The 26,190-nt window shown below is 42.4% G+C and carries 24 protein-coding genes and 2 tRNA genes; 7 read left to right on the forward strand and 19 right to left on the reverse strand.

Features of this window, described 5'->3' with window-relative positions:
* The first annotated feature begins 1 nt into the window (after nt 1).
* The 3 genes from DLM75_RS00695 (at nt 2) to prmC (ending at nt 1,901) form a co-directional block, all read left to right on the forward strand.
* A complete protein-coding gene (locus DLM75_RS00695; protein WP_118966656.1) occupies nt 2–667 on the forward strand; it encodes a Crp/Fnr family transcriptional regulator in 666 nt (221 codons plus the stop codon).
* Between the two features lie 2 nt (nt 668–669).
* A tRNA-Arg gene (locus DLM75_RS00700) sits at nt 670–746 on the forward strand.
* A 291-nt stretch (nt 747–1,037) separates the two neighbouring features.
* The gene (gene prmC / locus DLM75_RS00705) at nt 1,038–1,901 is read left to right on the forward strand and encodes a peptide chain release factor N(5)-glutamine methyltransferase (protein WP_118966657.1); all 864 of its coding nucleotides are present in this window, start codon (nt 1,038–1,040) and stop codon (nt 1,899–1,901) included.
* A 176-nt stretch (nt 1,902–2,077) separates the two neighbouring features.
* Here the strand turns inward: prmC and DLM75_RS00710 are convergent, their stop codons facing one another.
* From DLM75_RS00710 to rpsT, 9 genes are all read right to left on the reverse strand, one after another.
* Nucleotides 2,078–2,422, reverse strand: a complete 345-nt coding sequence (locus DLM75_RS00710) for a P-II family nitrogen regulator (RefSeq protein WP_002619748.1) — start codon at nt 2,420–2,422, stop codon at nt 2,078–2,080.
* 35 nt (nt 2,423–2,457) lie between these two features.
* The gene (locus DLM75_RS00715; RefSeq protein ID WP_118966658.1) at nt 2,458–3,747 is read right to left on the reverse strand and encodes an ammonium transporter; all 1,290 of its coding nucleotides are present in this window, start codon (nt 3,745–3,747) and stop codon (nt 2,458–2,460) included.
* A 279-nt stretch (nt 3,748–4,026) separates the two neighbouring features.
* Nucleotides 4,027–4,962 (reverse strand): LA_0442/LA_0875 N-terminal domain-containing protein, encoded by a 936-nt coding sequence (locus DLM75_RS00725; RefSeq protein ID WP_118966660.1) that lies wholly within the window; start codon nt 4,960–4,962, stop codon nt 4,027–4,029.
* Nucleotides 4,963–5,026: 64 nt separating this feature from the next.
* Nucleotides 5,027–6,637 (reverse strand): carboxyl transferase domain-containing protein, encoded by a 1,611-nt coding sequence (locus DLM75_RS24615; protein WP_241547792.1) that lies wholly within the window; start codon nt 6,635–6,637, stop codon nt 5,027–5,029.
* An 18-nt stretch (nt 6,638–6,655) separates the two neighbouring features.
* Complete coding sequence (locus DLM75_RS24620; protein ID WP_241547793.1) at nt 6,656–7,702, reverse strand: GlmU family protein; 1,047 nt, start codon at nt 7,700–7,702, stop codon at nt 6,656–6,658.
* A 4-nt stretch (nt 7,703–7,706) separates the two neighbouring features.
* Entirely contained in the window at nt 7,707–9,539 is a 1,833-nt protein-coding gene (gene glmS / locus DLM75_RS00735) for a glutamine--fructose-6-phosphate transaminase (isomerizing) (protein WP_118966661.1), read from the reverse strand.
* Nucleotide 9,540: 1 nt separating this feature from the next.
* A complete protein-coding gene (gene glmM, locus DLM75_RS00740; RefSeq protein ID WP_118966662.1) occupies nt 9,541–10,923 on the reverse strand; it encodes a phosphoglucosamine mutase in 1,383 nt (460 codons plus the stop codon).
* Nucleotides 10,924–10,956: 33 nt separating this feature from the next.
* Nucleotides 10,957–11,029, reverse strand: a tRNA-Val gene (locus DLM75_RS00745).
* Nucleotides 11,030–11,045: 16 nt separating this feature from the next.
* The gene (rpsT, locus tag DLM75_RS00750; protein ID WP_100785361.1) at nt 11,046–11,318 is read right to left on the reverse strand and encodes a 30S ribosomal protein S20; all 273 of its coding nucleotides are present in this window, start codon (nt 11,316–11,318) and stop codon (nt 11,046–11,048) included.
* Nucleotides 11,319–11,465: 147 nt separating this feature from the next.
* Between rpsT and DLM75_RS00755 the strand changes: the two genes are divergently transcribed.
* From DLM75_RS00755 to DLM75_RS00770, 4 genes are read left to right on the forward strand one after another with little or no spacing between them, the layout of a single operon-like run.
* A complete protein-coding gene (locus DLM75_RS00755) occupies nt 11,466–11,852 on the forward strand; it encodes a hypothetical protein (RefSeq protein ID WP_241547794.1) in 387 nt (128 codons plus the stop codon).
* Entirely contained in the window at nt 11,852–12,937 is a 1,086-nt protein-coding gene (locus DLM75_RS00760; protein WP_118966663.1) for an LIC_10450 family protein, read from the forward strand. The genes DLM75_RS00755 and DLM75_RS00760 overlap by 1 nt, the downstream gene beginning before the upstream one ends.
* A 12-nt stretch (nt 12,938–12,949) precedes the next feature.
* Entirely contained in the window at nt 12,950–13,741 is a 792-nt protein-coding gene (locus DLM75_RS00765) for a hypothetical protein (RefSeq protein ID WP_118966664.1), read from the forward strand.
* Between the two features lie 2 nt (nt 13,742–13,743).
* Entirely contained in the window at nt 13,744–14,439 is a 696-nt protein-coding gene (locus DLM75_RS00770; RefSeq protein WP_118966665.1) for a glycosyltransferase family 2 protein, read from the forward strand.
* Nucleotides 14,440–15,076: 637 nt separating this feature from the next.
* Here the strand turns inward: DLM75_RS00770 and DLM75_RS00780 are convergent.
* From DLM75_RS00780 to DLM75_RS00825, 10 genes are all read right to left on the reverse strand, one after another.
* On the reverse strand, nt 15,077–16,168 hold the full coding sequence (locus DLM75_RS00780) for a hypothetical protein (RefSeq protein ID WP_118967902.1): 1,092 nt from the start codon (nt 16,166–16,168) through the stop codon (nt 15,077–15,079).
* 94 nt (nt 16,169–16,262) lie between these two features.
* Nucleotides 16,263–17,042, reverse strand: coding sequence for a GNAT family N-acetyltransferase (locus tag DLM75_RS00785; protein ID WP_118967903.1), 780 nt, complete (start codon nt 17,040–17,042; stop codon nt 16,263–16,265).
* A gap of 380 nt (nt 17,043–17,422) precedes the next feature.
* Nucleotides 17,423–17,785, reverse strand: coding sequence for a PilZ domain-containing protein (locus tag DLM75_RS00790; RefSeq protein ID WP_118966667.1), 363 nt, complete (start codon nt 17,783–17,785; stop codon nt 17,423–17,425).
* A 436-nt stretch (nt 17,786–18,221) separates the two neighbouring features.
* Nucleotides 18,222–19,019: a histone deacetylase gene (locus tag DLM75_RS00795; RefSeq protein ID WP_118966668.1), complete on the reverse strand. Its 798-nt coding sequence runs from the start codon at nt 19,017–19,019 to the stop codon at nt 18,222–18,224.
* 141 nt (nt 19,020–19,160) lie between these two features.
* A complete protein-coding gene (locus DLM75_RS00800) occupies nt 19,161–20,015 on the reverse strand; it encodes an alpha/beta fold hydrolase (protein WP_118966669.1) in 855 nt (284 codons plus the stop codon).
* A 19-nt stretch (nt 20,016–20,034) separates the two neighbouring features.
* Entirely contained in the window at nt 20,035–21,201 is a 1,167-nt protein-coding gene (locus DLM75_RS00805) for a LamG-like jellyroll fold domain-containing protein (protein ID WP_118966670.1), read from the reverse strand.
* Nucleotides 21,202–21,431: 230 nt separating this feature from the next.
* A complete protein-coding gene (locus DLM75_RS00810) occupies nt 21,432–23,426 on the reverse strand; it encodes a methyl-accepting chemotaxis protein (RefSeq protein WP_118966671.1) in 1,995 nt (664 codons plus the stop codon).
* 518 nt (nt 23,427–23,944) lie between these two features.
* Nucleotides 23,945–24,886, reverse strand: coding sequence for an aldo/keto reductase (locus DLM75_RS00815; protein WP_118966672.1), 942 nt, complete (start codon nt 24,884–24,886; stop codon nt 23,945–23,947).
* Nucleotides 24,887–24,952: 66 nt separating this feature from the next.
* A complete protein-coding gene (locus DLM75_RS00820; RefSeq protein ID WP_118966673.1) occupies nt 24,953–25,849 on the reverse strand; it encodes an OmpA family protein in 897 nt (298 codons plus the stop codon).
* 7 nt (nt 25,850–25,856) lie between these two features.
* A complete protein-coding gene (locus DLM75_RS00825) occupies nt 25,857–26,189 on the reverse strand; it encodes a Bor/Iss family lipoprotein (RefSeq protein ID WP_118966674.1) in 333 nt (110 codons plus the stop codon).
* Nucleotide 26,190 lies beyond the last annotated feature (1 nt).

Consider the following 26,190-nt stretch of genomic DNA (forward strand, 5'->3'; position numbering starts at 1 on the left):
TATGGATATGATGCTCGAATCCATGTTTTCCAAATTCGGTCAGACCTTTGATCCGAACCAAATTATCTTTTGCGAAAACGAACCGGGGAACGACTTTTACCTGATCCAATCCGGAAAAGTAAAGATCGTAAAAACGGTTCCGAATCCTACAAAGAAAGAAGACTATTTGATCAAAACCTTAGATATCTTAGAGCAAGGGGACATCTTCGGAGAGATGGCGATTTTAGAGGAACAACCTCGTTCCGCTACTGCGATTGCGATTTCGGAAGTAAAAGTTCTAAACTTTAACCGAGCAAACTTTGAACTTTTGATGACGAAGAATCCGATGTTGGCTCTCAAAATTCTAACGATCTTTTCGGTAAGAATCAACGATGCCAAAAGAAGACTTCTGATTCTTCTCATGGATGATATTCAAGGAAAAGTGGCCGACGTTTTCTTGATGCTCTATGAAAAGATGCACGCACACAGTGATTTTAAGGAAATCGTTCTAAACGTTTCTCAACACGACGTTGCGGAATGGTGCGCCCAGCCTGTTGGAGAAGTGCAAAAAGTTCTCAACACTCTTTCTAAGAGCGGAAAAATCGAACTCTACGAAGACAAAATTGTTATACACAATATCGCCGACTTCCAGAGAATAGTCTCACAAAAACGGAAACCGAATTCTTAAACGCTCCCGTAGCTCAGGTGGACAGAGCAGAAGTTTCCTAAACTTTTGGTCGGAGGTTCGAATCCTCTCGGGGGCACCAAAGCCCCTACTCGCTTTACGAATATCCTCGCCAGAAAAAAGAGCGGATATCTGATTCCGGCGATCTAAAGATTTGGATTTGTGGGAGTTCCGACAAAAAGACAGGATGCTTTATTCTTGCAAAATTACGTTTTTATGATAGAGCAAAATCTCCCGAGTTTTCCCACAACCACACCCCTCCACCCAAGATCAGGGTGGGGCGCGGGGCTTTCACGGAGAGTGTCGTATTTCCTACGGGAATATCGATCTTGAGTTTCCGGCCATTTTTTCCAAGTAAGGATACGACTTCATAATGCATCATCCAGATTCCATCCTCTCTCTTCTCAAAAAATCGGAAGATTTCTTAAAGAAAAAAGAAATTTCCAGCGCCCGTTTGGATGCGGAAATTCTTTTGGCCGATCTCTTAAATCTCCAAAGAGTGAAGTTGTATGTAAATTTTGAAAGATTGTTAAACGAATCCGAAAAGGACGCTTACAGAGAAAGAATCGTAGAACGATCCAAAAATAAACCGACTTCGTATATCACCGGACAAAAATCTTTTTTCAATTCCGTCTTTTTCGTGAATGAGAACGTTCTCATTCCAAGACCGGAGACCGAGGAACTCGTAGAAAAAATCCTCTCCGATTTCAAGCATGAGAGTCAGAATTTCCGCGTTCTCGATCTTTGTACAGGGAGCGGTTGTATCGGAATCAGCCTCAAAATCGCAAGAAACGACTGGAACCTTTCTCTCAGCGATATCTCACAGGAGGCTCTGAATGTGGCGAAAAAAAATTCCGAGCTTCTTTTAGGAGAAATGAAAGAATCTATTCAGTTTTTTGCAAGTGATTTGTTCTCTTCCATTCCTCCTGAGAACCGCTATGATTTGATCGTAACCAACCCGCCTTATATTCCCAACTCGGACAAGGAAACGATGATGAAGGACGTCGTTGATTATGAACCTCACCTTGCCCTCTTTTTGGAAAATCCAAAAGAATTTCTGACGAGCCTAATCGAAAAGGCGCATTCTTACTTAAATCCGAATGGAAAATTTTATATGGAAACACTTCCCTCTCTTGCAAATCTTCTTGTAGAGGAATCGATCGGCAAAGGTTGGGCGGAAGGAAAAGTGGAGAAGGACCTTTCGGGAAAGGAAAGGTTCGTGATTCTTAGGAAATAAGAAAATTCAATTCCAAGAGAATCGGGCAAGTTAAGGACAAAAGAATTCTATCTATCTATCTATCTATCTTTCTTTCTTCTTCTTTTTGACGGAGGGTTCCGCTAACGTTCGCAGAGTGAGAAAAAAACAAAGCCGGGTTTTATCCCGGCTTTTTCCATTCTTGATTCAAAAGGAAATCAGATCGCTGAACTTCCTCTTTCTCCTGTTCTGATTCGAATTACATCTTCAAGCGGAGTGATAAAAATCTTTCCGTCTCCGATTTTTCCGTCTCCGGTTTTTGCCGCTTTGAGAATTGCATCAACGGTCGGTTTAACGAATTCGTCGTTTACCGCAATTTCCAAACGAACTTTTCTGAGAAGGTTCACTTGATATTCGTGGCCGCGAAAAACTTCCGTCTTTCCTTTTTGCTGACCGTAACCTTGAACGTCGCTCACGGTAAGTCTATAAATCTCATTCTTAGTCAATTCTGCCTTAACCTCTTCAAGTTTATGCGGCTGAATGATAGCAACGATTAATTTCATATAATCTCCTTATTAAAATTCTTCAGTAACCTAAATTAAATCTCGTAACCTTTTTCACCGTGGATTTCGGAATCCAAACCGGCAATTTCCTTATCTTCGGAGATACGGAATCCGATCGTCTTATCGATTAAGAAAACAAGGATTACGGAAACGATAAAGGAATACGCCGCAGTTGCGACAACGCTGATTACTTGAACCAGAATTTGATCACCTCTGCTCGCGACACCAGCTCCGAGAGAAAGTGTAAACACCCCGGTTAGAATCGCGCCTAACGCACCACCAACTCCGTGAATACCGAACGCGTCTAAACTGTCATCGTATCCTAATTTACCTTTTAAGAGAATTGCTCCGTAACATACCGGACTTACGAGAAAGCCCATAATGAGAGCGCCTTGAACTCCGACAAATCCGGACGCCGGAGTGATCACGACAAGACCGGCGACGATACCGGAAGCGGCTCCAAGTGCGGTTGCCTTTCTCGTGTGAGCGTATTCAATAACTAACCAAGCAACTCCAGCCGCCGCAGGCGCAATCAAAGTTACTAAGAATGCTCTTGCCGCAATCCCGTTCACGGCTAAACCGGAGCCAGCGTTAAAACCGAACCAACCGAACCAAAGAAGACCGGCACCGATCAGAGTGTAAGTCAGGTTATTCGGTGCGATCAGAGCAGGACCTTCTCCCTTTCTCTTACCCAGGACGATAGCCGCCGCGAGTCCAGCGATACCGGAGATCAAGTGAACCACTGTTCCACCGGCGAAATCCAAAGCACTCATCTTAAACAACCAGCCGTCCGCGGCCCAAACCCAGTGTGCGACCGGGTCGTAAACAAGAGTGGACCAAAGGAGGATAAAAGCGATGTATCCGCCGAATTTTACTCTTTCCGCAATCGCTCCGGAAATCAATGCCGGAGTGATCAGAGCGAACATTCCTTGAAAGAGAAAGTGAACGTATTTTGGAATCGTTAATTCTAAAGAATTCTCATCGATTCCGTTGAGGAAAGCAAGATCAAAGTTACCGAAGTAAGGGTTCGTTCCTGAAAATGCAAAACTGTATCCGAAGACGGTCCACTGGATGGTCAATACTAAGATAGCAACAAAACTGTGCATCATAGTAGAAAGTACGTTCTTAGATCGGACAAGACCGCCGTAAAAAAGGGCGAGTCCGGGAATCATAAAAAACACAAACGCAGATGCCACAAGCATCCAAGCAGTGTCTCCTTTATCCGCTACGGGAGTTGCCGCCGCGGGAGCAGTTGCTTCTTGTCCGAAAAGGACAAATGGAAGAAGCAGAGTGAGCAATAAGAGTAGTCTCTTGGTCCAATTCATAATCATTCTCATCCCAAATCAATTTGCATACATTAATGCAAGATTGGTACCAGGAAGATAATAAATTAAGAATTCTAAATGGTAGTCAAAATGGCTTAAAAGTGGTTGTTCCCGCGTTTTTTCGAAAGGAAGGGAATGAAGAGTCGGAACTCCGAAAACTTTCCCTCCGAAAGAAAAACCCAAAAACGAAAAAGTACTCCAATTTGCTTATTTATTGGGCATTTTTATCGATTTTGCTTTTTCTCTGAAAAAGATGCTCAGAAATTCTAAAAACTGCTTCTATTCTAAATTAAATCGATATCCGAATTTCCAGAGCGCTTCGGCCATGGGAGAACCTGAAATTGACGTAGAAGAAGAATCCATACGAGCCAGAGGATTGTAGTCCAGGATCAAATGGTTAGCGATTGTTTTTCCAAAGCGAGGGTGGAAGAAATAGGCGTCAAAAACATTGACCGCGTAGATCAAAACGGAAAAGGCAATGGAAAGCTGAAGTTTGTGATAGTTTTGATTGACTCGATCGCGCTGTTCCTCAAACGGTTTACTGTAAATGTAAAGTGCGACTGGATCCGAGAAAGAAGGAGGAGGAATGAATGTCTCATACGGATTGTTGATATGATTCAAATCCTTCACTGAATTTTTGTAGATTTGATTTTCACGATACACTAAGTAAAGCGAACTTATAAAAAGCGAAGAGTAAACGATAGCAGAAGACTTTCTTTCATCCGTCCACTGACCCCAACCGGGAAGAACCGCCGATCTCCACGTAACACTCCAAGGACTCAAACCTTTCTGTTGAATTCGGGCAAGACGTTCTTTCTCTTTTTGATTCGCGTCCGCGAGTTTCGCTTCCTTATCGATTCTGTTTTGTTTATCCGTTTCTTCTTTATTCTTTTTCGCTAGTTCTTCTTCCGCTTTTTTCTTATCTTCTTGATCTTTCTTCTTTTGTTCTTTTTCGGCAAGCTTTGCTTCTTCTTCCTTTTGAATCTTCAAGGCTTCCGCTTGCGTGACATCTTTATAGACAATTTTAAGAATTCGGATCTTTGAGAATTCGAGTTTCCTTCCGTCTTCTGTTTGAATCACGACGGTTTGTGCGTTCTGAGAAGTAACTCGACCTTTGAGAATGGTTCCGTCCTTGAGAATGAGCGATTCTCCCATTAAGCTCCATGGCAAAAGACACAAAGAGAGAAAGAAGAGATGATAAATTCTAAATTGCATGATGATTCCGGAAAAATTTAATTAGAAAGATATTTCCGGATATATAATTTGAAAGCAATTTTTTCTACATTCTGAAAATTCCATACTTTGGAAACTCGGTTCGTTCGGAATGATCTGCATAAAGAGCAATTCCTAAAATTTCTCTCGTCTTAGCGGGATCAATTACACCGTCATCCCAAAGTCTTGCGGAAGAATAGATGCAAGAAGAACGACTTTCATAATCATCCAGAATCGGCTTTCGAAATGCAAACTGTTCCGATTCGTTCATTTTCTTTCCTTCTTTCTCGAGCTGTTCCATCTTAACGGTTAGAAGCACGTTAGCGGCTTGCTCCCCGCCCATTACGGAAATTCTAGAATTCGGCCACATCCATAAGAATCTAGGATTGAATGCTCGACCGCACATACCGTAATTCCCCGCTCCGTATGATCCTCCGATCACGACTGAATATTTAGGAACGATGGAAGTAGAAACCGCATTCACCATCTTCGCGCCGTCTTTTGCGATTCCTGAATTCTCATATTTCTTTCCGACCATAAACCCGGTGATATTCTGAAGAAACAACAGAGGAACTCCTCTTTGATTGCATAACTCTATAAAATGCGAAGCCTTCAGAGCGCTTTCGCTAAAAAGAACCCCGTTGTTTGCGATGATTCCCACCATCTTTCCGTAGATTTTTGCAAAACCAGTAACAAGCGTCGTTCCGTAATACTTTTTGAATTCTTGAAAACGGGACCCATCGACGACCCTTGCGATGATTTCTCTTACATCATACGACTTACGAACGTCCTTTTGAATGATTCCGTAAATTTCTTCCGCGGGATACAGAGGTTCTTCCCAACTGATTCCGCCTTTTTGAGAAGAATTTCCCGCAAGGTGCAACGTCGAAACGATGTTCCTCGTGATCTCGATCGCGTGAGCGTCGTCTTCCGCGTAATGATCCGTAACTCCGGAAATCGTACTGTGAACAAGAGCGCCGCCCAATTCTTCCGGAGTTACGATTTCTCCCGTCGCGGCCTTCACAAGAGGAGGTCCTCCGAGAAAGATCGTTCCGTTTCCTTTAACGATCACCGATTCGTCGGACATCGCGGGAATATACGCGCCCCCCGCAGTACAACTTCCCATCACAACGGAGATCTGAGGAATTTTCTGCGCGGAAAGATTCGCTTGGTTGTAAAAGATTTTTCCGAAGTGTTCTTTGTCCGGAAAAACTTCGTCTTGCATCGGAAGAAAGGCTCCGCCGGAATCGACGAGATAAATACAAGGTAAAGAATTCTGCAGAGCGATCTCTTGTGCACGAATATGTTTTTTAACCGTAAGAGGATAATACGTTCCACCTTTCACGGTAGCGTCGTTCGCAACGATCACACAATCCACACCGCAGATTCTTCCAATGCCGGTAAGAATTCCCGCAGAAGGAACACTGTCAGGATAAACGCCTTCCGCGGCGAGTGGTGAAAATTCTAAGAATGTGGTTCCCGGATCGATGAGAGCGTTGATCCGTTCTCTTGCGGTGAACTTCCCTCTTCCTTTGTGTCTTTGAATCGCCTTTTCACCGCCGCCCAATTCGATTTTACGAATGAGTCCGCGAACCGATTCTACCTTTTGTTTTAGGTCTTCAAAATTCTCTTTATACTCCGATGAGGACGTACGTATTTTGGATTCTATAATTTCCATAGAGAACCCTCCGGATTTTTATTTTTTTACTTTTGATTCGTATAGGATACGGATAAGTTCCGTTTCGGATAACGTGAGTTCCCGATTTCTTCTCGCCATGATCTTTCGAGCGTCTCTTAAGAATAAATCGAGAATGTACGGTTGTCCCGATTCTGCCCAAGTAAACGGAGAAACGTAACCACTCACACGAGAAGCGACGACGTTGGATCCGAAATCGACTACGGTTCCGGTATTCAACATCACTCCGATCGCAATTTTAGAATAATCCGCGATTACGGATCCGAACTTGATAGAACCGGTGATACACTCGTCGTTCTCTTCCCGAATTTTGACAACCCCATAGTTGTTTTTCAAATCGGATGTCGTCGCGAGTGCGCCGATGTTTACCCAACTTCCTACAACGGAATGTCCTAAGAATCCTTCGTGATGTTTATTCGTAAAATCACCGATGAGAGAAGTTCCTACTTCACCGCCGATTCTACACGTGGCGCCGATGCTGGTCGCTCCGGTAATTCTCGCGTTATCAATCTGAGAATTCGGACCTATGAAAACCGGACCTTCAATGAAAGAAAACGAAGTGATCTTCGCGTCCTTATCAACTACGACCGGTCCGGAAGTCGTATCAAAAACGACTCCGGGATAAATCGTCGCGGACGGATGAATGTGAAGATGTTTGGATTTTCCGACGACTTGAAAGTGATTCGATTTTACTTTGATTTTCCGAATCCATTTCTGAATCTCTTTGCTGAGTTCCAGATCGGATTCTATATTCTTCGCGGTGGCGTCGATCAGATTCCAAGGAAGGCAAGAATCCGGCGATAGAACCAAATCCACATCCTTCCCGTCGTAAGGAAGGAGTTTAGAATTTCTTTCCAAAAACGCCTGTTGAAAAGCTGGATTCGAATGAATGTAAAATACCTTTGCATCCGAATAGAGTTCTTTCGTTCTCTGAATGGTATTCAGAATTCCGTTTCGAATCTCCGAGAATGATCGAATCCGAGTAAGAGATCGTAAACCCGCGGGAACTTCTCTTTCATCGATGAGAATTCTCTGGATCTTCGGCATCTTCTTACTCGACGGTTACGGACTTGGCTAAGTTTCTCGGTTGATCCGGAGGACAACCTCTTGAAATCGCGGAATAGTATGCAAGCAATTGAAGAGGAATCACGTTTAAGATCGGACTTAATATTTCGGAACATTCCGGAATTTCAAAGCAATAATCCGAAAGAGCCTTTGCTTCGTGATCTCCTTCCGTAACGATCGAAATGATGATCCCTTTTCTCGCTTTGATTTCCTGAATATTGGAAACCATCTTTGTATAAATTTCAGATTTTGTCGCGATACAAACCACAGGAACCTCGTTCGTGATCAACGCGATCGGACCGTGTTTGAATTCTCCGCCGGCGTAACCGGAGGCATGGATATAGGAAATTTCCTTCAGCTTTAACGCGCCTTCCATCGCAATCGGATGATTGTAAGTTCTTCCTAAAAAGATAAAATCCTTCGCCGTGGTAAAGTGAGAAGACATCTCTTCGATCTTGTTTGCTTGCGCGAGAATCCGATCGATCTTCGCGGGAAGAAGACGAATCTCTTCGATGAGAGTTTTCTTTTCTTCGTCGCTGATCAACCACTTCAAATTCGCCATGTAAATGGAGAACAAAAGAAGATTCAGAACCTGAGCTGTGAACGCTTTCGTACTTGCGACTCCGATCTCCGGTCCCGCGTCGGTTCTAATATAAGAATCCGATTCTCTTGCAATCGTAGAATTTACGTTATTCACAAGAGAAATCACTTTGATGAACTTCGCTTTCGCCTCGTGAATGGAAGCTAACGTGTCAGCGGTTTCACCCGACTGGGAAATTCCCATGATGAGTGTGTCGCCTTCCACGACCGGATTTCTATAACGAAATTCGGAGGAGGCTTCGGTGTCCGTTTGGATCTTTGCGAAATTTTCGAGATAGTGTTTGCCGATCATTCCGGCGTAATAACTGGTTCCCGCCGCCTGTATGATGATACGATTGACTCTGGAAAGAACGTCCTTGTTGAGTTTGATTTCCGGAAAAACAATTTCACCGTTATCTAATATACGTTCTTGAATGACCTTACGAAAGATTCCCGCTTGTTCGTGAATCTCCTTGATCATATAATGAGGATAACCGCCCTTATCGAGGTCTTCCCAGCGCAGTTCCTGTTTTTTGAAAACCGGAGTGAGCTCCTTTCCTGAAAAATCGAAAAGTTTGAATTCCTTTTGATTGAAGTAACCCCATTCTCCCGAATTTACGTAATAAACTTCTTCACAGTTTCTGGTGAGTGGAGAAATATCGGAAGCCAAGAAGAATTCATCCTTACCCTTACCGATGAGAAGAGGGGCTCCGTCCTGTCCAAAATAAACACGATCCGGTTCCGTTTCAAAAACGGTCGAAATCGCCCATTTCCCATGAATTTTGCCGAAGAGTTCAAGGAAAGAATCCTTATTGGATTTGCCGCTCTTCTTACCTTCTTCCAATAAATGAGGAAGAACTTCCGTATCCGTTAAACTTTGGAAAACGTGTCCTTTCTTTTTGAGTTCGTTTTTGAGTTCTAAATAATTTTCGATGATTCCGTTATGCACAACCGCGATCGTAGAATTCGTATCCGTATGCGGGTGGGCGTTGATTTGGTTCGGTTCTCCGTGGGTCGCCCAACGAGTATGCCCGATTCCGACATTTCCAGGAGCTGGAAACTCTCTGAGGTGAGCCTCGAGATCCTTAATCTTTCCTTTCGCTTTTCTGACCAGGATGTCTCCCTGATCTAAGACCGCAATCCCGGCCGAGTCGTATCCTCTGTATTCTAGGCAGATCAGACCGACGACAAGTACTGATTCCGCATTCTTACTACCGGCATAACCGACAATTCCACACATATCAGGCATTCTCCATAAGTCTTCCCGCACGGTCCAGCAGAGAATTGAGGTCTTTTTTGGTTCGAGCCTCGCCTATCACTCGGATAATCGGTTCCGTGTTCGAAGGTCGGATATGAATCCAAGAATCTTCCGAAGCAAGACGCAAGCCGTCCAAAGTCTCTTCGGAATAAGAGGAAAACTCTCCTCTGAATTTGGAATAGATATCTTGCAGATTCTTTCCTGCGATTTTAAAGCTGGTCTTCTGCATATGAATCGAAGGCATTTCTTCCAAGAGAGAATCGATCTTCTTTCCCGTTGCCGCCATTACGTTTAGGATATGCGCGATTCCCGAAAGAGAATCTCTTCCAAAGGAAGCGATCACAGGATCGATTACTCCGCCGTTCCCCTCTCCGCCAAACACGGATTTGTGGCGAAGCATATCGGAAACAACGTTGGCTTCTCCCACTTTAGAACGAGTAACAGGAACGCCGTACTCGCCGGCGACAAATTCGTTGATAAAGCTCGTCGAGAGATTGACTACCATGTTTGCTTTTTTTGGAAACTTGCCCAAGGTAAGAGAAAGAAAACTCAAAGGAAGGGTGTATTCTTCCGAGATCGCACCTTTTTTAGGCGTGAGAACAACCAAACGATCCGCATCTGGATCCAAAGCAAAACCGATATCGGCTCCAGAAGATTTCATCGTTCGAGACGTTTGTTTGAGCGCTTCCGGAGTCGGCTCGGGTGGTCTAGGAAATGTTCCGTCGGGACTACAGTGTATGAGAATCGGCTTACAACCGAGCCTTTCCAGAAGTTCGGGAACAAGAAAACTCCCCGCTCCACTGACCGCGTCCACGAGAACCTTGTATTTTTTCTTACGAATTGCGTTTACGTTCACCCTTTTGAGAACGGATTCGATGTGTTTTTCACACCATTCTTTTCCGGAAACGATTTTAGAAGAAGGTTTGTACTGAATTGGTCTGTAAGAATGATTGCGAACCGTATCTAAAATCTGCTCCAAAGCACTCGCATCCGTAAAGAATCCGCCGGGGCCGATAAATTTAAAAGCATTCCAGATGATCGGATTGTGAGAGGCGCTGATCATGATCCCGCCCCCCGCTTTCGAAAGATTGACCACGGCTTTTACCGTCGGAGTAGGAACGATTCCCAGTTGTAGGACGTCCTTCCCCATTGCTTGCATCAAACCAAGTGCGATATTTTCAATATATGGACCGGAAGGTCGAGAATCTCTTCCAATGACGATCTTAGATCCTTCGATCCAGGTGCCGAACGCACGAAGAGCATCAAAAATAACTTCTGGAGAAAGGCCGGTCGGGATGATCCCACGAATTCCCGAAACAGAAACCATCAGGTCGGGATGATTGAATACGGGGGATTTGGTATTCATAGAGGTTGGGGTGTTTTCCGGAAGAAAACTATTTGGGCGATGACAGGATCGAACTGCCGACATCCTGCTTGTAAGGCAGGCGCTCTACCAGCTGAGCTAATCGCCCTCTATAATTCCGTTTTTTATGCTGTAGCAGAAACTGCATTCAGGCGTTTTGCCATTCTGCTTTTTTTTCTGTCTGCGTTTTTGAAGTGAATCAGGTTTGTTTTTGCAGCTTTGTCCAGAAGAGAGGTATACTCTACAAATAGAGCGGTAGCCGCGTTCTGGTCTTTATCTTTGATGGCTTTCAGAACTTTCTTTGCTTGCGTTCTGAGCCTGGATCGATTCTGAGAATTCGCCGCATTTCTACGTTTTGTTCTCCGAATATCCTTTTCTGAAGACTTAATATTAGCCAAGGCTTAATACTTCCTATCGAATAAGTGTTTCCAGGTTTTCTGTACCCTTCCCTCTGTCAAATGAATTCCTGCAAAATTCCGTACTTCTGCCCCCTTTTTCTGATTCTTCCTGAAACCCTCGAGAACCGGTTATGAAGAGGTGCAACGATGAAACAAAAACAATTAGGAAAGATTTTTCTTTCGATTTCTTTGGATCCTGACTTTTTTTCCCGTCTTCAAAAAGAGAACATCGATCTATCAGAGCTCGCGGAATTAGGAATCCAATTTCTGCAAGACTTTGAAGAATCCGGGAGGTGTTTTTTGACGACGGATAGACAAAAAGTTTCTACCTCTTTTATAATTCGAGAAACTTCTTATTTACAAATCTTTGAGTATTGCCTGAATAGATCCCGTTCGATCTATATGGTAATGGAAGAAATTCTACAGAACACGTATTTGGAATTTTATTTACAACCGATTCCGATCTCCAGTTCATCCTTCCTTGAGAAGTCATTGTATGAGAAGAATCCAAGAATTTCCAAGGACGGATTCTAATGGTAAAAAGATCCGAATACATCGTCGTCGATTCGATTTCTTCCGTGGATCCGAACGCGCTTTCTGTGGACCAGCTGAATCAAAAATTTATTGATAAACAGGGAAATCGTTTTGCTCTTCGATTCAATCGTAATACAAGAAGAGCCGAGTTTGTTAGAATCACACTGGAATCGCCCGCAAAAGGAGCGACTCAGGTTCATAATCATAAACCATCTTCGGCTCCCGTTCAGACAAAGCAAACTTCTAGACCTCTCTCTCCGGGCCTAGGCAAGATTACTTTGCAAGAAATCATCGCGAAGACGCAACAACAACCTTCCGTCAAAATCCCAAAACCGAACGAGTCTACGATGATCAACGAAGCCGCGGTTCAACAGAGCATTTTCCAAGAACCGGCTTGGGATCAAACCAAGGCAAAAGACAGTAATACCCTCGATTTGGGAAGATTGGATTTGAATATCATGGAACATTCCGCTCCATCCGCAAGTTCTTCGAAAGAATCAAAAGATTCTTCTCTTAAAATCGATTTCGGCTCTTCGACTCCTGGAGAAACCAATATCGTTGAAAAGAGAATTTCGGATCTTATGAAGATCAAAGAAAGAATTCATTCCGTTTTGAATAACCTTCAGAATTCTAAAATTTTTGAAATCACAGGGGATCCGTCCGAGAACAAAAACATCATCGGTAATCTGAATCGTGAATTCGATATCGAATTCTTTCAAAAGCTGGACAAAATTCTAAACTACCACAAAGAACTTACGACCTATCCAAGATCCGTAAATTACTACACCGCAAAGTATGAATCTTCTAGAAAACAGCTTCTCCTCTCAAAGACCCTGGACAGCGAAAAACTCAAATTGGTGACTCTTTGGGAAATGCAGGAAATGATGTTGGGCTTGATTCAGAAACTAAAAAAAATGGTCCTCAACACCTTGAATGTTCTGAATACAAAGAACGACAATCATATCAAACAATTGGCCTATAATCAGCAACAGATGTTCCGGGATTCCAGAACCGCGCTTCTCTATTGTTCCGAAGATATATCTTCTTTGCTTATTTCCTTGGAGAGATGGGTCGATACTGAATAGGAGCAATCTCCTATGGAACCTTTACAAAGCGCCGAAATCAAAGCCGTTCTGGAAAAACTCAGAGCGGAATATTCCGAAAATTCCAAAAAGAATCCGAAGGCCTTCGATCTGAAAGCCTTCGAGTCCAGATTGATGATGATTCTCCAACAAAAAGGGAATTTAACTCAATTTTTAAAGGAAGAAATCCAATTCTTAGAAACCCTAAAAGCCAAACACAAAGAACTGGAAGACAAAAAACAAGCCGCCAAAGGGGATACGATCAACAAGATCTTGGAAGAGCAGGAAGCCAGACTCAAAAAATACCAGAGAATCGATTTTCATCCCCTCGCAAAACCGGAAATCCGATATTTTTACGGAGCCATTCTTTCTTTTGCCGACTCTGAGCTTCCGGCATTAACTTACATTTTTAAAGGAACACCTGAGTTTTCCATTTTCAAAGATGCGATGACGATCATCGAAAGAATGGGCGTCAGTCGTCGCGGATTGCCCTCAAACCGCATCAACGAACACGTGAAAGCACTTCTGGATGCGAACGGAAATCAAAGCGCGATGGAAAAAGACGGACAAAATATTCTCAAAGAAACCTGTCTCGCTCTCAAAGGAATCATCACTTCCATTCAGGATTGTATGGAAAAAAATCGGATTTCAGAAACGCTCTCGATCAAAATCGACGAGAAAGAATTTCCCAAGGCCGCTGAATCGTATCAGAATTTGGTTTTCGGGATCGCTCTTGAAAAAATAATTGTAAGAGCTGAAACGATTATCCGGGATTTCCGGATGGCTGAGATCACCGGTCTGGGGTAAATATGAAAGTTTCCATCGTCATTCCTTGTTATAACGAAAAAAATACGATTCGCAATATTCTGGAGACCGTTAAAAAAGTTCCGATCAAAAACAAGGAGATCATTCTTGTCGACGATTGCTCGAAAGACGGAACAAGAGATCTTTTGCAAACCGCTCCTTTTAAGAAGTTGGCGGATCAGATCATCTTTCACGAAATCAATCAAGGAAAGGGCGCGGCGCTTCGGACTGGGTTCAAAGCCGCAACCGGAGATATCGTAATCGTTCAAGACGCCGATTTGGAATACGATCCGTTTGAAATTCCCGAAGTGATCGATCCGATTTACAAGGGTAAGGCGGACGTCGTTTTTGGAAGTAGATTCTTGGGTGGAAGACCCCACCGGGTCGTCTACTATTGGCATCGTTTGGGAAACATGGTTCTCACAACACTTTCCAATATGTTTACGAATATCAATCTCACCGATATGGAAACCTGTTACAAGGCATTCCGAAGAGAAATCATTCAGTCGATCGATATCAAAGAAAACCGTTTTGGGTTTGAGCCGGAGATTACCGCAAAGGTCGCAAAGATTCCGGACGTTCGAATTTTTGAAGTAGGAATTTCCTATTATGGAAGGACCTACGCGGAAGGCAAAAAGATCGGTTGGAAAGACGGTTTCAGAGCGATCTATTGTATTCTTCGGTATAACCTTTTTAACTAAGGATAGAAACCCATTCAGAACAACGGAGTTCCGACTCTTCCCGATTTTTCAGTGCGGAATCCTGCTCTTTTCGATGGGAATGGCTCTGTAAGATTCGATTTCACCGGAGTTCCGTCCAAAAGAAGAATTTGTAAGTAAGACCTTCGAATTCCATTTTACAAATCGTAAATCTCTTTTTCTAACCAAGTTTCCAAAGTGGAGTTCCATCTCTACGGAGTTCCGACTCTTCCCGATTTTTCAGAGCGGAATCCTTTTCTTTTCGATGGGAATGGCTCTGTGAGGATTTCTTTTTACGGAGTTCCGACCAAGTTCTCGAACAAACGCAATTTCAGAAGAACATGCACAACCTTTCATACGTTGTAAAAATCTCTTTCCTAAGAAGTGGAAAAATCGGTTTAAACGTTTGGAACTCCCAAGAATCTTCTTTCGGAAAAAGAATTTTTTTGCGAACGAAAGTTGATCGCAAGAAAAAGGAGTTTCATTGTAAGAAATTCTTTTCTGTTCCCGGCAAAAAGAAAGATTCAAACTGACGGGCAAACCCTTCTTAAAATTACTCGAAGAAAAAAAGAAACCAAAGATGGAGAATATTCTAATTATCTAATGTTTCGATAGAAATTTACGAAAGCGGTCGAAAACCCTATTTCATGAAACCGGAAGTTGTCTCCGGATAAATCTGGGAAGCCAGGATAAAAATAAAAACGCTCACTGCGATTCCCATTGAAGCCAACAGGACGTCTTTCCCAACTTTTCGAAACGTTTCCAAATACGGTAAATCGCGGAATGTCATAAAGTTAAGGATGATCTCCCGTCCTGCGAGCATTCCTAAAAAAACCCAGGTCGTCGACATCGGCATCTTGCTCCATTGATGAAAGACAATCAGGATCGTCCCGTAAACAAGGTCCACGATCGTTGCGGCTTTGGACCATTGAATATCCGATTTCTCCGTAACGATCTCTTGAATCGTACCACCGTTAGTATAAAGAATAATTCCGAGAGCCACGATCAGCATAGAGATCGCGAGTGCGAATTCTAAGATGGAAAGTTGTCTCGGAAGATAGATCACGATATTAGCCGCATCCTGACGGAGCCAAGCAATCCAAAGATAAATCGTAGATGCCCATTGAAACAGAGCCCAACGTTTTTCGCTTCTTGGATCGGGAACGTGATCTTCCTTGTATTCCCTTGGATCCACCTTTACGAGAATTCCCCAAACGAGAATCGCAACTCCGAAAGCGATCCCGTAACCGAAAAAAGATTTGGTAAGCATCTTTTCGATATTGCTTCCACCAAAAAGACCTAAGATCAAAAACGTCGTCGAGATCGGAGATTTCAGTCGAGTGATGATTACTAAGATCAGAGGCGCGAGGAGTTGAATGAGATTGAATTCTCTCACTTCCGGAAAACTTTCTAATCTTCCGAAATGAACCTGAGAATCGTTAAAGACCCAGGTTCCTAAAAATAAAATTGCAACGGTTCCGCCCAAAACGGCGAGTTTGGGAATCCAATGCACGGTTCTTTTACTTTCGATAAAAGTTCCGACCGTTTGTACTGCATCGTTTCCGGCGACGGAAAATGCGCTGATAAAAAAAGCGAACCAACCTAAGTAGTAAGACGGGGATCCAAGTTTATATGCCGTGACCATCAAGATTCCGGCAATCGCAACCAAAGAATAGAATCGGATTTGATCTCGAGTACTAGGATGCTGAAAATCTATTTCATTTTGTTTCATCGGAAAGATATCTTCAGGCAAACGCCTAAAAAGATACTAATAAAACGCCGGAACTCCCGTCAAGGGGGTTCCGGTTCAGTCTGAGAAGGGAATTTTAATCGAGAAAACGTTTTCCGTATTTGGATTCGATATCGCGAACATCAAAAAGAATAAAGAAATCAATGGTCTTAAAAACTTTATCCCAAGCAGGAATTCCACAGATGAGGGAACCCACTCGAACGTATCCTTTGATCAGAGCAGGAATCGTTTTTTGAACCGACTTCATGTCTTCCACAACGTAGTCCGGATCGAAACCGGGAATCTCGAATCCTGGAAGAGGCTTCACGTCGAACTCTTTTCCTGCGAGTGCGTTCTTTTCTTTCAAATAGGCATAGGCTTCATTCGCGGACTGAGCATCGGTTTGATGAATCGATCCGCATCCGAAGAGATAACGTACATCATTCTTCTTCATATACATTCCTAGGCCCGCCCAGAGCATAGAAATAACGGAACCGTCTCTATAGTCCGGATGAACACAGCTTCTTCCGATTTCAGCCGTTTCCGCATCCAACTCATAGATTTTGGTAATATCAAATTCGTTATCGGAATAAAAACCTATGTTCTTCTTTGCAACGCTTCTGCGAAGAATTCGATAGGTTCCAACGATCTTATCGTCGCGATTTTTATCCACAACGATCAGGTGATCGCAGAAGAGATCGTATTCGTCTCTGTCTTTGCGTGTGGCCGCGGATTGCGGAAGTCCTTCGCCTAACTCGAGATTAAAAACTTCATAACGAAGCGCTAAGGTTCTCTCAATCTCCAATTGGTTTTCGGCGATGCGAACTTCCAATTTTCTTTCTGTCTTGATCTTGTTATCTACGAAACCTGTTCCCATAGAAGCATCCTTCGGTTTTAGATTGTCCCCTATCATATTCGTTCTCGTTACGTACAGATTACATAGGAAATAAATTCCGGTGACTCAAAGGATGAAAAATTCAAAGTTTGATTTCAACGCATATTCAAGGAATTCTTATAAAAACATACGAAAAATGAGATTTCTGCAAGATCTTTATTTCTACTTTGGAAGCGGATTTCAATGGGAATCCTATGGATCGATGTCGATTTTCTCGAAAGAATAGAATTCAGATGAGATAGGATTTTTTCTATCTTCTAAAAGCGAAATCGAAAGGAAGAAAATGAATCAGGAAAAAAGAAGAATCGAATGGGTCTTTCTATTTCAAAACGAACGTTCTAAGAAAACAAAATTTGAGAAAATCAAGAAGCCATTTGAACGCGGGATTGAATATAGGATTCGATCAAATATTTAGCCTTTGGATCCAAAGAACCAAATTCGACTCCAAAGATCGAGGCTTCGGAGGTCGTAACTTTTCGCTTCACTTTCCCGGAAAGTTTCAACGGGTTTCTGCCTGGAAGCGTAAGAATCATCTGAATGGGGGAATTCAAGTCGCAACCTTCAAAAAGGTGCGGAACTTCAACGGCAACACCGCCGATGCTAATATCCTTTGCATTCAAAATATCTATAAAGTTGAGCCCCATCAGTTGAACCTCGATGACCTCATTCGCCGCAGGAAAAACTCTCGAAAACTTTCTGTGATCCATACTGACTCTCTCTTCCATTCTTGAATTCGACGAAGCCAGATTTTGAAATCAACAGAATTGAATTACAAGTTTTTTTTGAAGCTTTTTATAAAACGAAAGCTTTTAAAAAAAAGAAAGGGAGGAAATTTCGAGATTTATTCGCGAATTCTTTCTAAAAAAATCCGTAACAATGGATTCTTAGAACAGAAAATAGGCAAAAAGGATTAATGAGAATTCTTCCGAATCGAAGCGGAGTACATCCGAAGAAGGGAATTGCCGTTGTTCCGACCTAGCGAGATCTTCGGTCCGTCACCGATTTGCAAAAAAGATTTAGGACGAGTCATTCTCCGCATTTCGAATTGGAGTTAACTCCTGGTTCTCATTTTCGGAATTTCAAATCGAGGACAAAACGATGAGGAAGAGATTTTCGGAATCGAATGATTTCTTTCTTAAAATTTTCGGGGAAAAATTCAGATCAAGATTCGACAATGCTCAGTTTGATAGAATCCAAAATCTTACTTACTTTTTTATCAAACTTCTTGTTAAAAACAAAAGGGTTCAAAGTTTTTTCGAGAAAAAGAATCATCTCGACGGCTTTCCATTGAACGACGGTTTTGTGATCCTGAATTTTTCCGGAATGAAGATAAGTTGAAATACCACGAATCGATTCATTCCTAAAATCCCTTCTGAGTGCAAGAAACAAGGCTTGGGCTTCGGGAGTCAAAAAATGAAACTTCTTAGAGAATAAAACCGCGTCGTGAAAATACTCGGGACGAATCACGGCGCCGTTTAATCGGAGTGAAAGAATGAGGAACCCTATAAAATCCGAAATCTGATGAAAGATTCCCAAGCCAGGAACGTCTTGTCCGGGATACAACCTAAGTTTATCCGTGGTAGGCGATTTCGGATGACGTGTCTGTAACCAATTGATGATCAAGTATTTTTCCTTAAAGAAGTAATCGTTGATCTCCAATCTGTATTCTTGGATGCTCAATCTAAGATGAAGAAGAATCTCCTTCTCGGAAGTCAAAACGAGTCTTTGAAAATCCTGACCCGTTCCCGATATTTCCAACTGAACCTTCTCATATCCTTTCTTATGGATCTCGGGAAGAATACCTGTTATATCTAATAATTCTAATATATTTTCGCTGGTTAAAGAATGAAAAAGGATTCCTTCATGAAAAGAAACAGAAGGATCGTCCACTGCCGCGGCTAAAAATTCATCGTAAACAAAATCAAAAAAACGGGGATTATTATAACTTGATTTAGCCATGAAGAGAATAGGAGAATCTTTCGAAATCGATCTCCTTTTTTCCTGATTCCATCACGATCTTTTAGAACCGCTTTTTTTCAAGGAGAATCCCTGAAATGAAAAAGAATGATTCTCATTCTTACGAATGAACGAACGCTGCTTTCATTTTAAAATCGCCTTCAATACCTCATCGGGGGCTTCCACTTGAGGATAATGCCCAATATCTTTCAATTCAATGATATCTGCCTTCGGTGAAAGTTCTCTGTAACGTTCTACCAAATGAGCTCCGCTGACAGGGTCAGCGATACCGTTGATCATCCGAATCGGAACGGGAGAATTGAGAATCGCTCCGACCCATCGATCTCGGTAAAGTTTTCTCTCTTGTATGTAACGAATGAGAAGATGGGCGATTTTTGTTCCTCCTTCCGAGGAAACCAAATTCCAAAATTGATCCAATTCATCCTGAGACGGCTTCGTATTGTTTCCAAAGACTGCGGAAAAACTTTTTTGAAAGGATTTGCGATTCATAAGTTTGGAAAGAATCCAACCGATCGGGCTATGCAGAAGTTTTTGAATCAATCGTGGTCGATGCGATTCGGGAAAAATTCCACCGTTGAGTAGGATCATTCGTTTGATTATGACGCCCTTTTTTTGGGACTTCTTTCGTTCGATAAATCGAGCCAAAAGTTCCTGGGCAACCGTATCGCCCAAATCATGTGCCAGGATATTGACTTCTTTTATTCCTCGTTCAACTAACAATGATTCAATGATATTCGCCTGTAAGAAAATGCTATATTCTATCGAGGGTTTGGAGGAAAATCCGAAACCGAGCAAATCCGAAGCGATTAATTTGTATTTTTTAGTTAGAGGTTTCCAAATTTTTTCCCAGTCAAAAGAAGCCGTCGGAAATCCGTGGATGAGAAGGAGAAATTCTCCTTTTCCTTCTTCTTTAAAGAATATCTTCCAGTCCTGATAGGAAAAATACGATCCGGTTTGTTTCCATTCTTGAAGAGTCATAAAATACCCATTGATTCAGTTAACGACTGTTATAGATCGTTTGGATTTGTGAAGCCGAAAGCGCGACGGGATAATAAATTCTTAATTCGTCGATCGCTCCTACAAATAGTTGCGTCGCGTCTCTTCGAAACCTTCCAATATTTGCCGCCGCAGAATTGGCCGGCGCCGTCGTTGTGGAAACGATGTTTCCTGTTTGAACGGAAATTCCGTCGAGATACAAAATCGAATTCGGATTCGATGCAGGATCGTAGACACAAGCCACGTGATGCCATCCTGCCGGAATCGAACCGGTCCAAGTCACCGCTTCCGAAAGTGCGGTTTCTTGCCAAGATCCCAAACGAAGTCCCGAATTGCTCACGGAGAAATCGAAGATCACATTCGGGTTGGCGTCATTGTCTTGCGATTTATCAAAGATCGTGCCGAAATTTCCCGTATCCGGTTGAACCCAAGCGGTAATGGAAATCGCCTGCGTTCCTGAAAAGTGAAAATTTTGCGGAATCGAATCCGGTATCGAAATGTATTCAAATGTGGGAAAGGCCCCGTATCCGAGTCGAATCGCATTTCCACGAACACCCGTTACAAAAGGAGAACCGAAATTTCCTGTAACGAAACCTTGGTTCCCTCTTCCGGAAGAATCGAGAAAAGCAAGAGATTCGAATTGAGAAAATAAAGACATTCCGGAAGGATTTCCGACCGCTGTTCCTTGTAGATTTATCGAGATCGGAGAAAGACTTTCTCCCGGTTGTAAAGTAAGAATCGCGGTTCTCACTCCAAGCGAAGAACTAGTAAAGTAGATTCCGGTTGTGATCGACGAGCCGTTCGCTATAGTACCGTTAGGCGATCCGGTAAGAATAAAGTCCGAAGCGTTTGCCCCTGAAAGAGTTAAAAAATTCGTGGAGGAAATATCGATCGAACTGCCGGAAGAATTGGTAACTGTGATCGTCGCGTTCGGTGATTTGAATCCGCTCAGAACGGATTGAAAGTCGTAAGAAGAACCGCTCGTAACATCAGTCTGATTGATGGAGATCCCGATCGGTCCAGAGCCCGAAATAACGCGAGACAATCCGATCAATGAAAACTCGGGTGCGGATGTAGATTCCGGATTATACTGGCAAAACGTAACAGTCAAGAGAACCGATAAGAATCTCGATGAGTGACGAATCCCATTTGCGATTTTCAATTTCATAAGTACGCATCAAATCCGAAATCCGATTCCTTTCATCCAAGCGAATCGCAAGTGGAATTTTACGGAACAAGAATGAAAATGACAATCATTATATAATTCGATTCTTCTTTAATTTTCTGTTTCTCCTGAGACGAAACTTCGTTCCAGGCAAAAGATTCCATTCTTTGATTTTGAAAACTCGCTTGGTAAGAATGATTTTTCGAGCCGATCCGTTTCCGTGAAAAAAAAGATCAGAGTACGAATCGATCCGTAATTCTTCTTAGATTTTCGGCGGAAACTTCCAGACCTTTTGCCGAAGCCGAGATCTCTTCCGAACCGGAAGCCGTAGAGATCGTATGATCATTGATCTGAACGATTACCTGCGTGATTTCATGAAACGCCTGCTTTTGTTCATCCATTGCTCGTTTGACAAATTCAGCGTCCTGCCCGACTTTCTCCGCTCTTTCAGCGACTTGAATGTTGATTCCTTCTTGGGAAGTTGTGATCCCGTGTAATTTTTGCATCGCCTTGGATACGATATCCGTGCTCAAAATGATTTCATGAATCACTTCGGAAGAAGATTGAATACCGCTCGCTCCCGAATCCAACTCTTGATTGTTTCTTAAAATCATCGCACTGATCGATTTGATGGAAGACGCCGTTTTTTCGGATAACTTCGAGATCTCTTCCGCAACGACGGCGAATCCTTTTCCTGCTTCTCCGGCGCGGGCCGCTTCGATCGCGGCATTCAAGGCCAAAAGCGAAGTTTGGTCCGATATATCATTGATGATTCCGATAATGGCCGACATCTCCCCCGAAGATTTAATGATATTCTGGACCATCGTCTTCATCTGACCTAAAGATTCTTCGCCTTTTACTGCTTGAGTGGAAATACCCTGGGTCAATTCGAGCGCGTGATTTATTTCGGTTCCGATCTCTCTTACACTGGAAGAAAGAGTTCTTATATTATTATGAAATTCTACTATATTCTTATACTGACGATCGGTACCCGATGAAATATTATCCATACCCGCGGACAATTCTTCCACTGTGGCCGACATCTCTTCCGTGGAAGCCGCTGTAGACTGAGCGCCGGTAGCGAAAGAATCGGAAGAAGCGGTCAACTCTTCCGAGGACGCGGCTAATTCTCCTGCGACGTTTTGTATATCTTTGAGTGAATTCCGCAGACTTTTGATAAACGAATTCATATCTCGACTCATAGAACCGATTTCGTCGTCATAAACGATCTGAATATCGGAAGTCAAATCACCCTCGGCCATGTTCTTAAAAAGTTTGCTCGCATTCTCGAGCGGATTCAAACGTTTCTTTAGAAGGACAAAAAGAAGATAAGCGGATAAGGATGCCGTTACAACCCCGGCAAGAATGATAAGAATCAGAAGACCGATCAAGGCTTCGCGAACTTCCGATTTCGGCTGAATCGCTACGATGGAAATTCCCCAATGATCCAATCGAAAAACCGTGGAGAAACGATCCTCGCCTCGAAAATTGAATTCCATCACCTCTCCGGTTTTCATATCCAACATTTGTTTTCCGTAAGGTTCTTTCGAAACCTCCAAACTTAGAATCAATTCTTTCTTCGGATGTGCGATGATCATTCCGTCCTGACTCATCACGGAAGCATAACCTTGTTCGCCGATCTTAATTTCTTTGAGTATTTTTTCGGAAATAGAATCGAAGGAAAGAGCGATCCCCAGGAGTCCGATCACGCGGCCCCCTTCCAAGATCGGAACAGAAAGTAAGGCGACCGGTTGGCCGGTAATAGGAGATTTTGTAGCCTTTGCGAGATAGGATTTACCTTCCTTTGTCGCGTTCAAACTTTTTTCGATGCCAGAACTTGCGATTTTAATACCGATACTTTTTCCTCCAATCCCGTCCACGATCACCTTCGCATCGGAATCCAATCCGCAGACGAATATATTCTCATACATTGCAAATCGTTTCATTATATTTTTATAATATTCAGAAGCGATCGGTTTACCGGATTTAAGGGATTCGATCGTCCTTGGGTCTTCCGCAAGCGTCCAAGCCAAATTTTCATGAGAGGTTAAGAATGAATCAAATTCAAGACCTACAATTGCGATAACGCCTCTCATTTGGCTGAGAAACGTTTCCGTAATTTTTTTCTTACCAATCCAATATGCGACCCCGGATATGATTCCAGTCAGCGTGAATAAGATGGAAATTCCGGAAATCAATAGGATAAACTTAAGACTACTACGACTCATGAGGACTCCCTAAACAGTTCTTTTACCAACTTTGAATCATTCTGAATTCTGAATACTTAGAATGAAATCTTTCTCCATTTTTGAGCCAGGAAAGAAATATTTTCAGTTTAAAATTAAATCGTTCTCCTTACGGAATCGGGCGCAATTAGTTAGAACGGGGTATCATTCTAAACTAGAATGTTGGATTCGTAAACATGCTCTTTCTTGAATATTTGAAAAAGTGAGAAAATCTTCCGGAGTTCCGACCTAAACAAGGAAGCCTTGCTTCGTCCTCTCAATCGTTTAAAAGGGAATATCTCCGTAAAAAGACGGAAAAAAACCATCAAAGAGAGAAAAGAAGGACCTGAACTAGGATGAGTTTTATCCGGAGTTCCGACTTTTAAAAAATTGTTTCGACAAAACGTTTCTCGAAACGACCGGAAACGAATCGGTTCTTTTCTTTGATTATATAAAATCGTAGTTCGACAAAAAAGAATATGTATGAATCGCAGAGGAGAAGGTTTCGACGAAATTTCGGATTACAAAACTTGCAAAAGTCTCTTCCTGAATTCTTCGCGATCCTTTCCCGAAGGAAGCTTTCCTTGACCCGCTCTGATGTTATCCTTTAAATGTGCGAGTTTGGAAGTTGCAGGAATCGCGCAAGTGACTGCGGAATTGGAAAGAATAAATTTTAGAAACGCCTGCCCAAACGATTCACAATCCCATTCTCGAAAGTAATCCGGAAGAATTTTTCCGCGAACTCTTCGAAAGAGTTCTCCTTCCTCGAATGGACGATTGATCAAGACGGATATTCCGTTCGATTCTGCAAAAGGAAGAATTCTCTCTTCCGCTTCGCGAGAAACAATCGAATATGGAATCTGTAAAAACTCTATATTCTCCGATTTTGCGATTCTCTCCATCTCGGAAAATGCGGAAGATACGTAATGTGTCAAACCGATATAACGAATTTTTCCTTTTTCTTTGAGAGAACGTAGCGTCTTCAGATGTATTTGAGTATCAAGTAAATTATGAATTTGGAATAGATCGATTCGATCCGTTTTGAATTTCCGAAACGAAGCTTCGATTTGCGCTTTTCCGGCGCTTTCGCCTCTGGTCCACACCTTAGTCGCAAAGAATATTTTTTTCTTAAATTCTTCCGCCGTTTCGGAGGCGAGGATCCCTACGATCTCCTCCGATTTTCCGTACATAGGAGACGAATCCACGACCGTTCCACCTTGATAAAGAAATTCTTTCCAAACCTCCTTTAAGGTATTGAGTTCGGAAGAATCGGGTGAAATATCCATGGTCTGCCAAGTTCCAAGTCCGATCGCCGGAATCTTTTCACCGGTTTTTTGAATCGTTCTCAATAACATATCGGAACCTTCTTTGGATACTATTTTTTTTAGTGGAAATACGAGGCCGGTAGAAAATAAAAACGCGGCCGTCTTTTTTAGGAAAAGAGAACGAGAAATCGATTTCATGGCTCGATTTTTCTAGAAAGGATCGAGCCATAAATCAGAAAAAGAAATTTAAAAATAGAATTCTTATCAGTGGCGGATGTATTCTATTTTCCGAATCTTATTTTTTTGAATCTCCTGAACTTCTCCGTTTCTTTCAAATTGAATTGAATTGGCGGTTTGATTAACTACGTTGCCTTTTAGCATTTTACCGTCTCGAAAGATGATCCGCGTAGAATATTTTTTATCCGAGTCTTCTTCCTCCGGCTCGATTCGCTTATTAGCGACGTCTTCGTCTCTTTCCTTCAAAACTTGAATTTCTATTCTTCTGTTGAGCGCGGATGCCCGTTCATCCAGACTTCGAAGCATCGGCCTTTTCGATCCGAATCCTTTGATTTCCATTCGGGGAGGATCGATTCCCCTCGAAATTAAAAAGTTCTTCGTCGCCGAGGCTCGTTCTAAGGATAATGCATCGTTCCGTTTTTGATTTCCGTTCAGATCCGTATGCCCGACGATCAAGATTCTTAGTTTAGAATTTTCTTTTAGATATCTTGACAATCCTTCTAAAATGACGTAGGACTCGTTCAGAATCTGATCCGAGTTCGAATTAAAATGAACTCCTTTGAGTATCATCGAACCCGACTTTTGAATCGTCGCAAAATCCAACTTAGGGCGAATACATTCTATTTCAATACTTCGTGTATTGTAAATTCCTCCGATAAATATATGGATGATAAAATCGGTGACGCTTCTAAAAATTCTAAAATTCTCGATTCCCTCGGAGCATTCTGCCTTCGAGTGACTTCCCTCAAAGTATCCGAGAACATAACTCCTGGAAGTGGCGTGTACACCTTTGATCGATTCTCCGAGTCGCGGAGATTTCGACGGAATTATAATCGTCTGATGACAATTCAGGATTAAGGAGAAGAATCCAAGGCAGATTCCCAGGATAAAAAGTTCGTTTCGTTTTTTTTGAAATGTTCTCATCGTTGTCTCAGTAGCAATAAATTTCCAAGGAACGCGGAGAATAAATTCCCAAAGTCATTTGCTCAAACAAAACGTTCATAAAAGAAGAATACTGATGGATTTCTTTGATTCCTCTTTCAGGACAAATACTCGATTCTTCATATTCTATTTTTCTTGGAAGCAAGCCCATTAAGTAATAATTTTGTTTTACGAGAATCCGTTCTTTTTTCGAATCGGTCTTCTTTTTCTGTTCTGCGATCGGCGAAACTTCCACTCTTGCGTGTTGACAATAAAACAAAGGAAGCGCCGTTAAACTCGAAATCAAAGTAAGAATTTTTAAACGAAAGAAAATAGAACGCATA

This window comes from Leptospira stimsonii (genome assembly GCF_003545885.1).
Taxonomy (GTDB): Bacteria; Spirochaetota; Leptospiria; order Leptospirales; family Leptospiraceae; genus Leptospira; species Leptospira stimsonii.

Excerpts from the sequence above, each read along its gene's own strand:
- DLM75_RS00765 (WP_118966664.1), top strand. The coding sequence starts at position 12,950 with ATGGAACCTTTACAAAGCGCCGAAATCAAAGCCGTTCTGGAAAAACTC.
- DLM75_RS00790 (WP_118966667.1), bottom strand. The coding sequence starts at position 17,785 with ATGGAAGAGAGAGTCAGTATGGATCACAGAAAGTTTTCGAGAGTTTTT.
- DLM75_RS00695 (WP_118966656.1), top strand. The coding sequence starts at position 2 with ATGGATATGATGCTCGAATCCATGTTTTCCAAATTCGGTCAGACCTTT.
- DLM75_RS00815 (WP_118966672.1), bottom strand. The coding sequence starts at position 24,886 with ATGAAATCGATTTCTCGTTCTCTTTTCCTAAAAAAGACGGCCGCGTTT.
- glmM (WP_118966662.1), bottom strand. The coding sequence starts at position 10,923 with ATGAATACCAAATCCCCCGTATTCAATCATCCCGACCTGATGGTTTCT.
- DLM75_RS00800 (WP_118966669.1), bottom strand. The coding sequence starts at position 20,015 with ATGACTCTTCAAGAATGGAAACAAACCGGATCGTATTTTTCCTATCAG.
- DLM75_RS00770 (WP_118966665.1), top strand. The coding sequence starts at position 13,744 with ATGAAAGTTTCCATCGTCATTCCTTGTTATAACGAAAAAAATACGATT.
- DLM75_RS00715 (WP_118966658.1), bottom strand. The coding sequence starts at position 3,747 with ATGAATTGGACCAAGAGACTACTCTTATTGCTCACTCTGCTTCTTCCA.
- DLM75_RS00810 (WP_118966671.1), bottom strand. The coding sequence starts at position 23,426 with ATGAGTCGTAGTAGTCTTAAGTTTATCCTATTGATTTCCGGAATTTCC.
- DLM75_RS24620 (WP_241547793.1), bottom strand. The coding sequence starts at position 7,702 with ATGCCGAAGATCCAGAGAATTCTCATCGATGAAAGAGAAGTTCCCGCG.
- glmS (WP_118966661.1), bottom strand. The coding sequence starts at position 9,539 with ATGTGTGGAATTGTCGGTTATGCCGGTAGTAAGAATGCGGAATCAGTA.
- DLM75_RS24615 (WP_241547792.1), bottom strand. The coding sequence starts at position 6,637 with ATGGAAATTATAGAATCCAAAATACGTACGTCCTCATCGGAGTATAAA.
- DLM75_RS00795 (WP_118966668.1), bottom strand. The coding sequence starts at position 19,019 with ATGGCTAAATCAAGTTATAATAATCCCCGTTTTTTTGATTTTGTTTAC.
- DLM75_RS00820 (WP_118966673.1), bottom strand. The coding sequence starts at position 25,849 with ATGAGAACATTTCAAAAAAAACGAAACGAACTTTTTATCCTGGGAATC.
- DLM75_RS00780 (WP_118967902.1), bottom strand. The coding sequence starts at position 16,168 with ATGAAACAAAATGAAATAGATTTTCAGCATCCTAGTACTCGAGATCAA.
- DLM75_RS00805 (WP_118966670.1), bottom strand. The coding sequence starts at position 21,201 with ATGAAATTGAAAATCGCAAATGGGATTCGTCACTCATCGAGATTCTTA.
- DLM75_RS00710 (WP_002619748.1), bottom strand. The coding sequence starts at position 2,422 with ATGAAATTAATCGTTGCTATCATTCAGCCGCATAAACTTGAAGAGGTT.
- DLM75_RS00785 (WP_118967903.1), bottom strand. The coding sequence starts at position 17,042 with ATGGGAACAGGTTTCGTAGATAACAAGATCAAGACAGAAAGAAAATTG.
- DLM75_RS00760 (WP_118966663.1), top strand. The coding sequence starts at position 11,852 with ATGGTAAAAAGATCCGAATACATCGTCGTCGATTCGATTTCTTCCGTG.
- DLM75_RS00825 (WP_118966674.1), bottom strand. The coding sequence starts at position 26,189 with ATGCGTTCTATTTTCTTTCGTTTAAAAATTCTTACTTTGATTTCGAGT.
- DLM75_RS00755 (WP_241547794.1), top strand. The coding sequence starts at position 11,466 with ATGAAACAAAAACAATTAGGAAAGATTTTTCTTTCGATTTCTTTGGAT.
- DLM75_RS00725 (WP_118966660.1), bottom strand. The coding sequence starts at position 4,962 with ATGCAATTTAGAATTTATCATCTCTTCTTTCTCTCTTTGTGTCTTTTG.
- prmC (WP_118966657.1), top strand. The coding sequence starts at position 1,038 with ATGCATCATCCAGATTCCATCCTCTCTCTTCTCAAAAAATCGGAAGAT.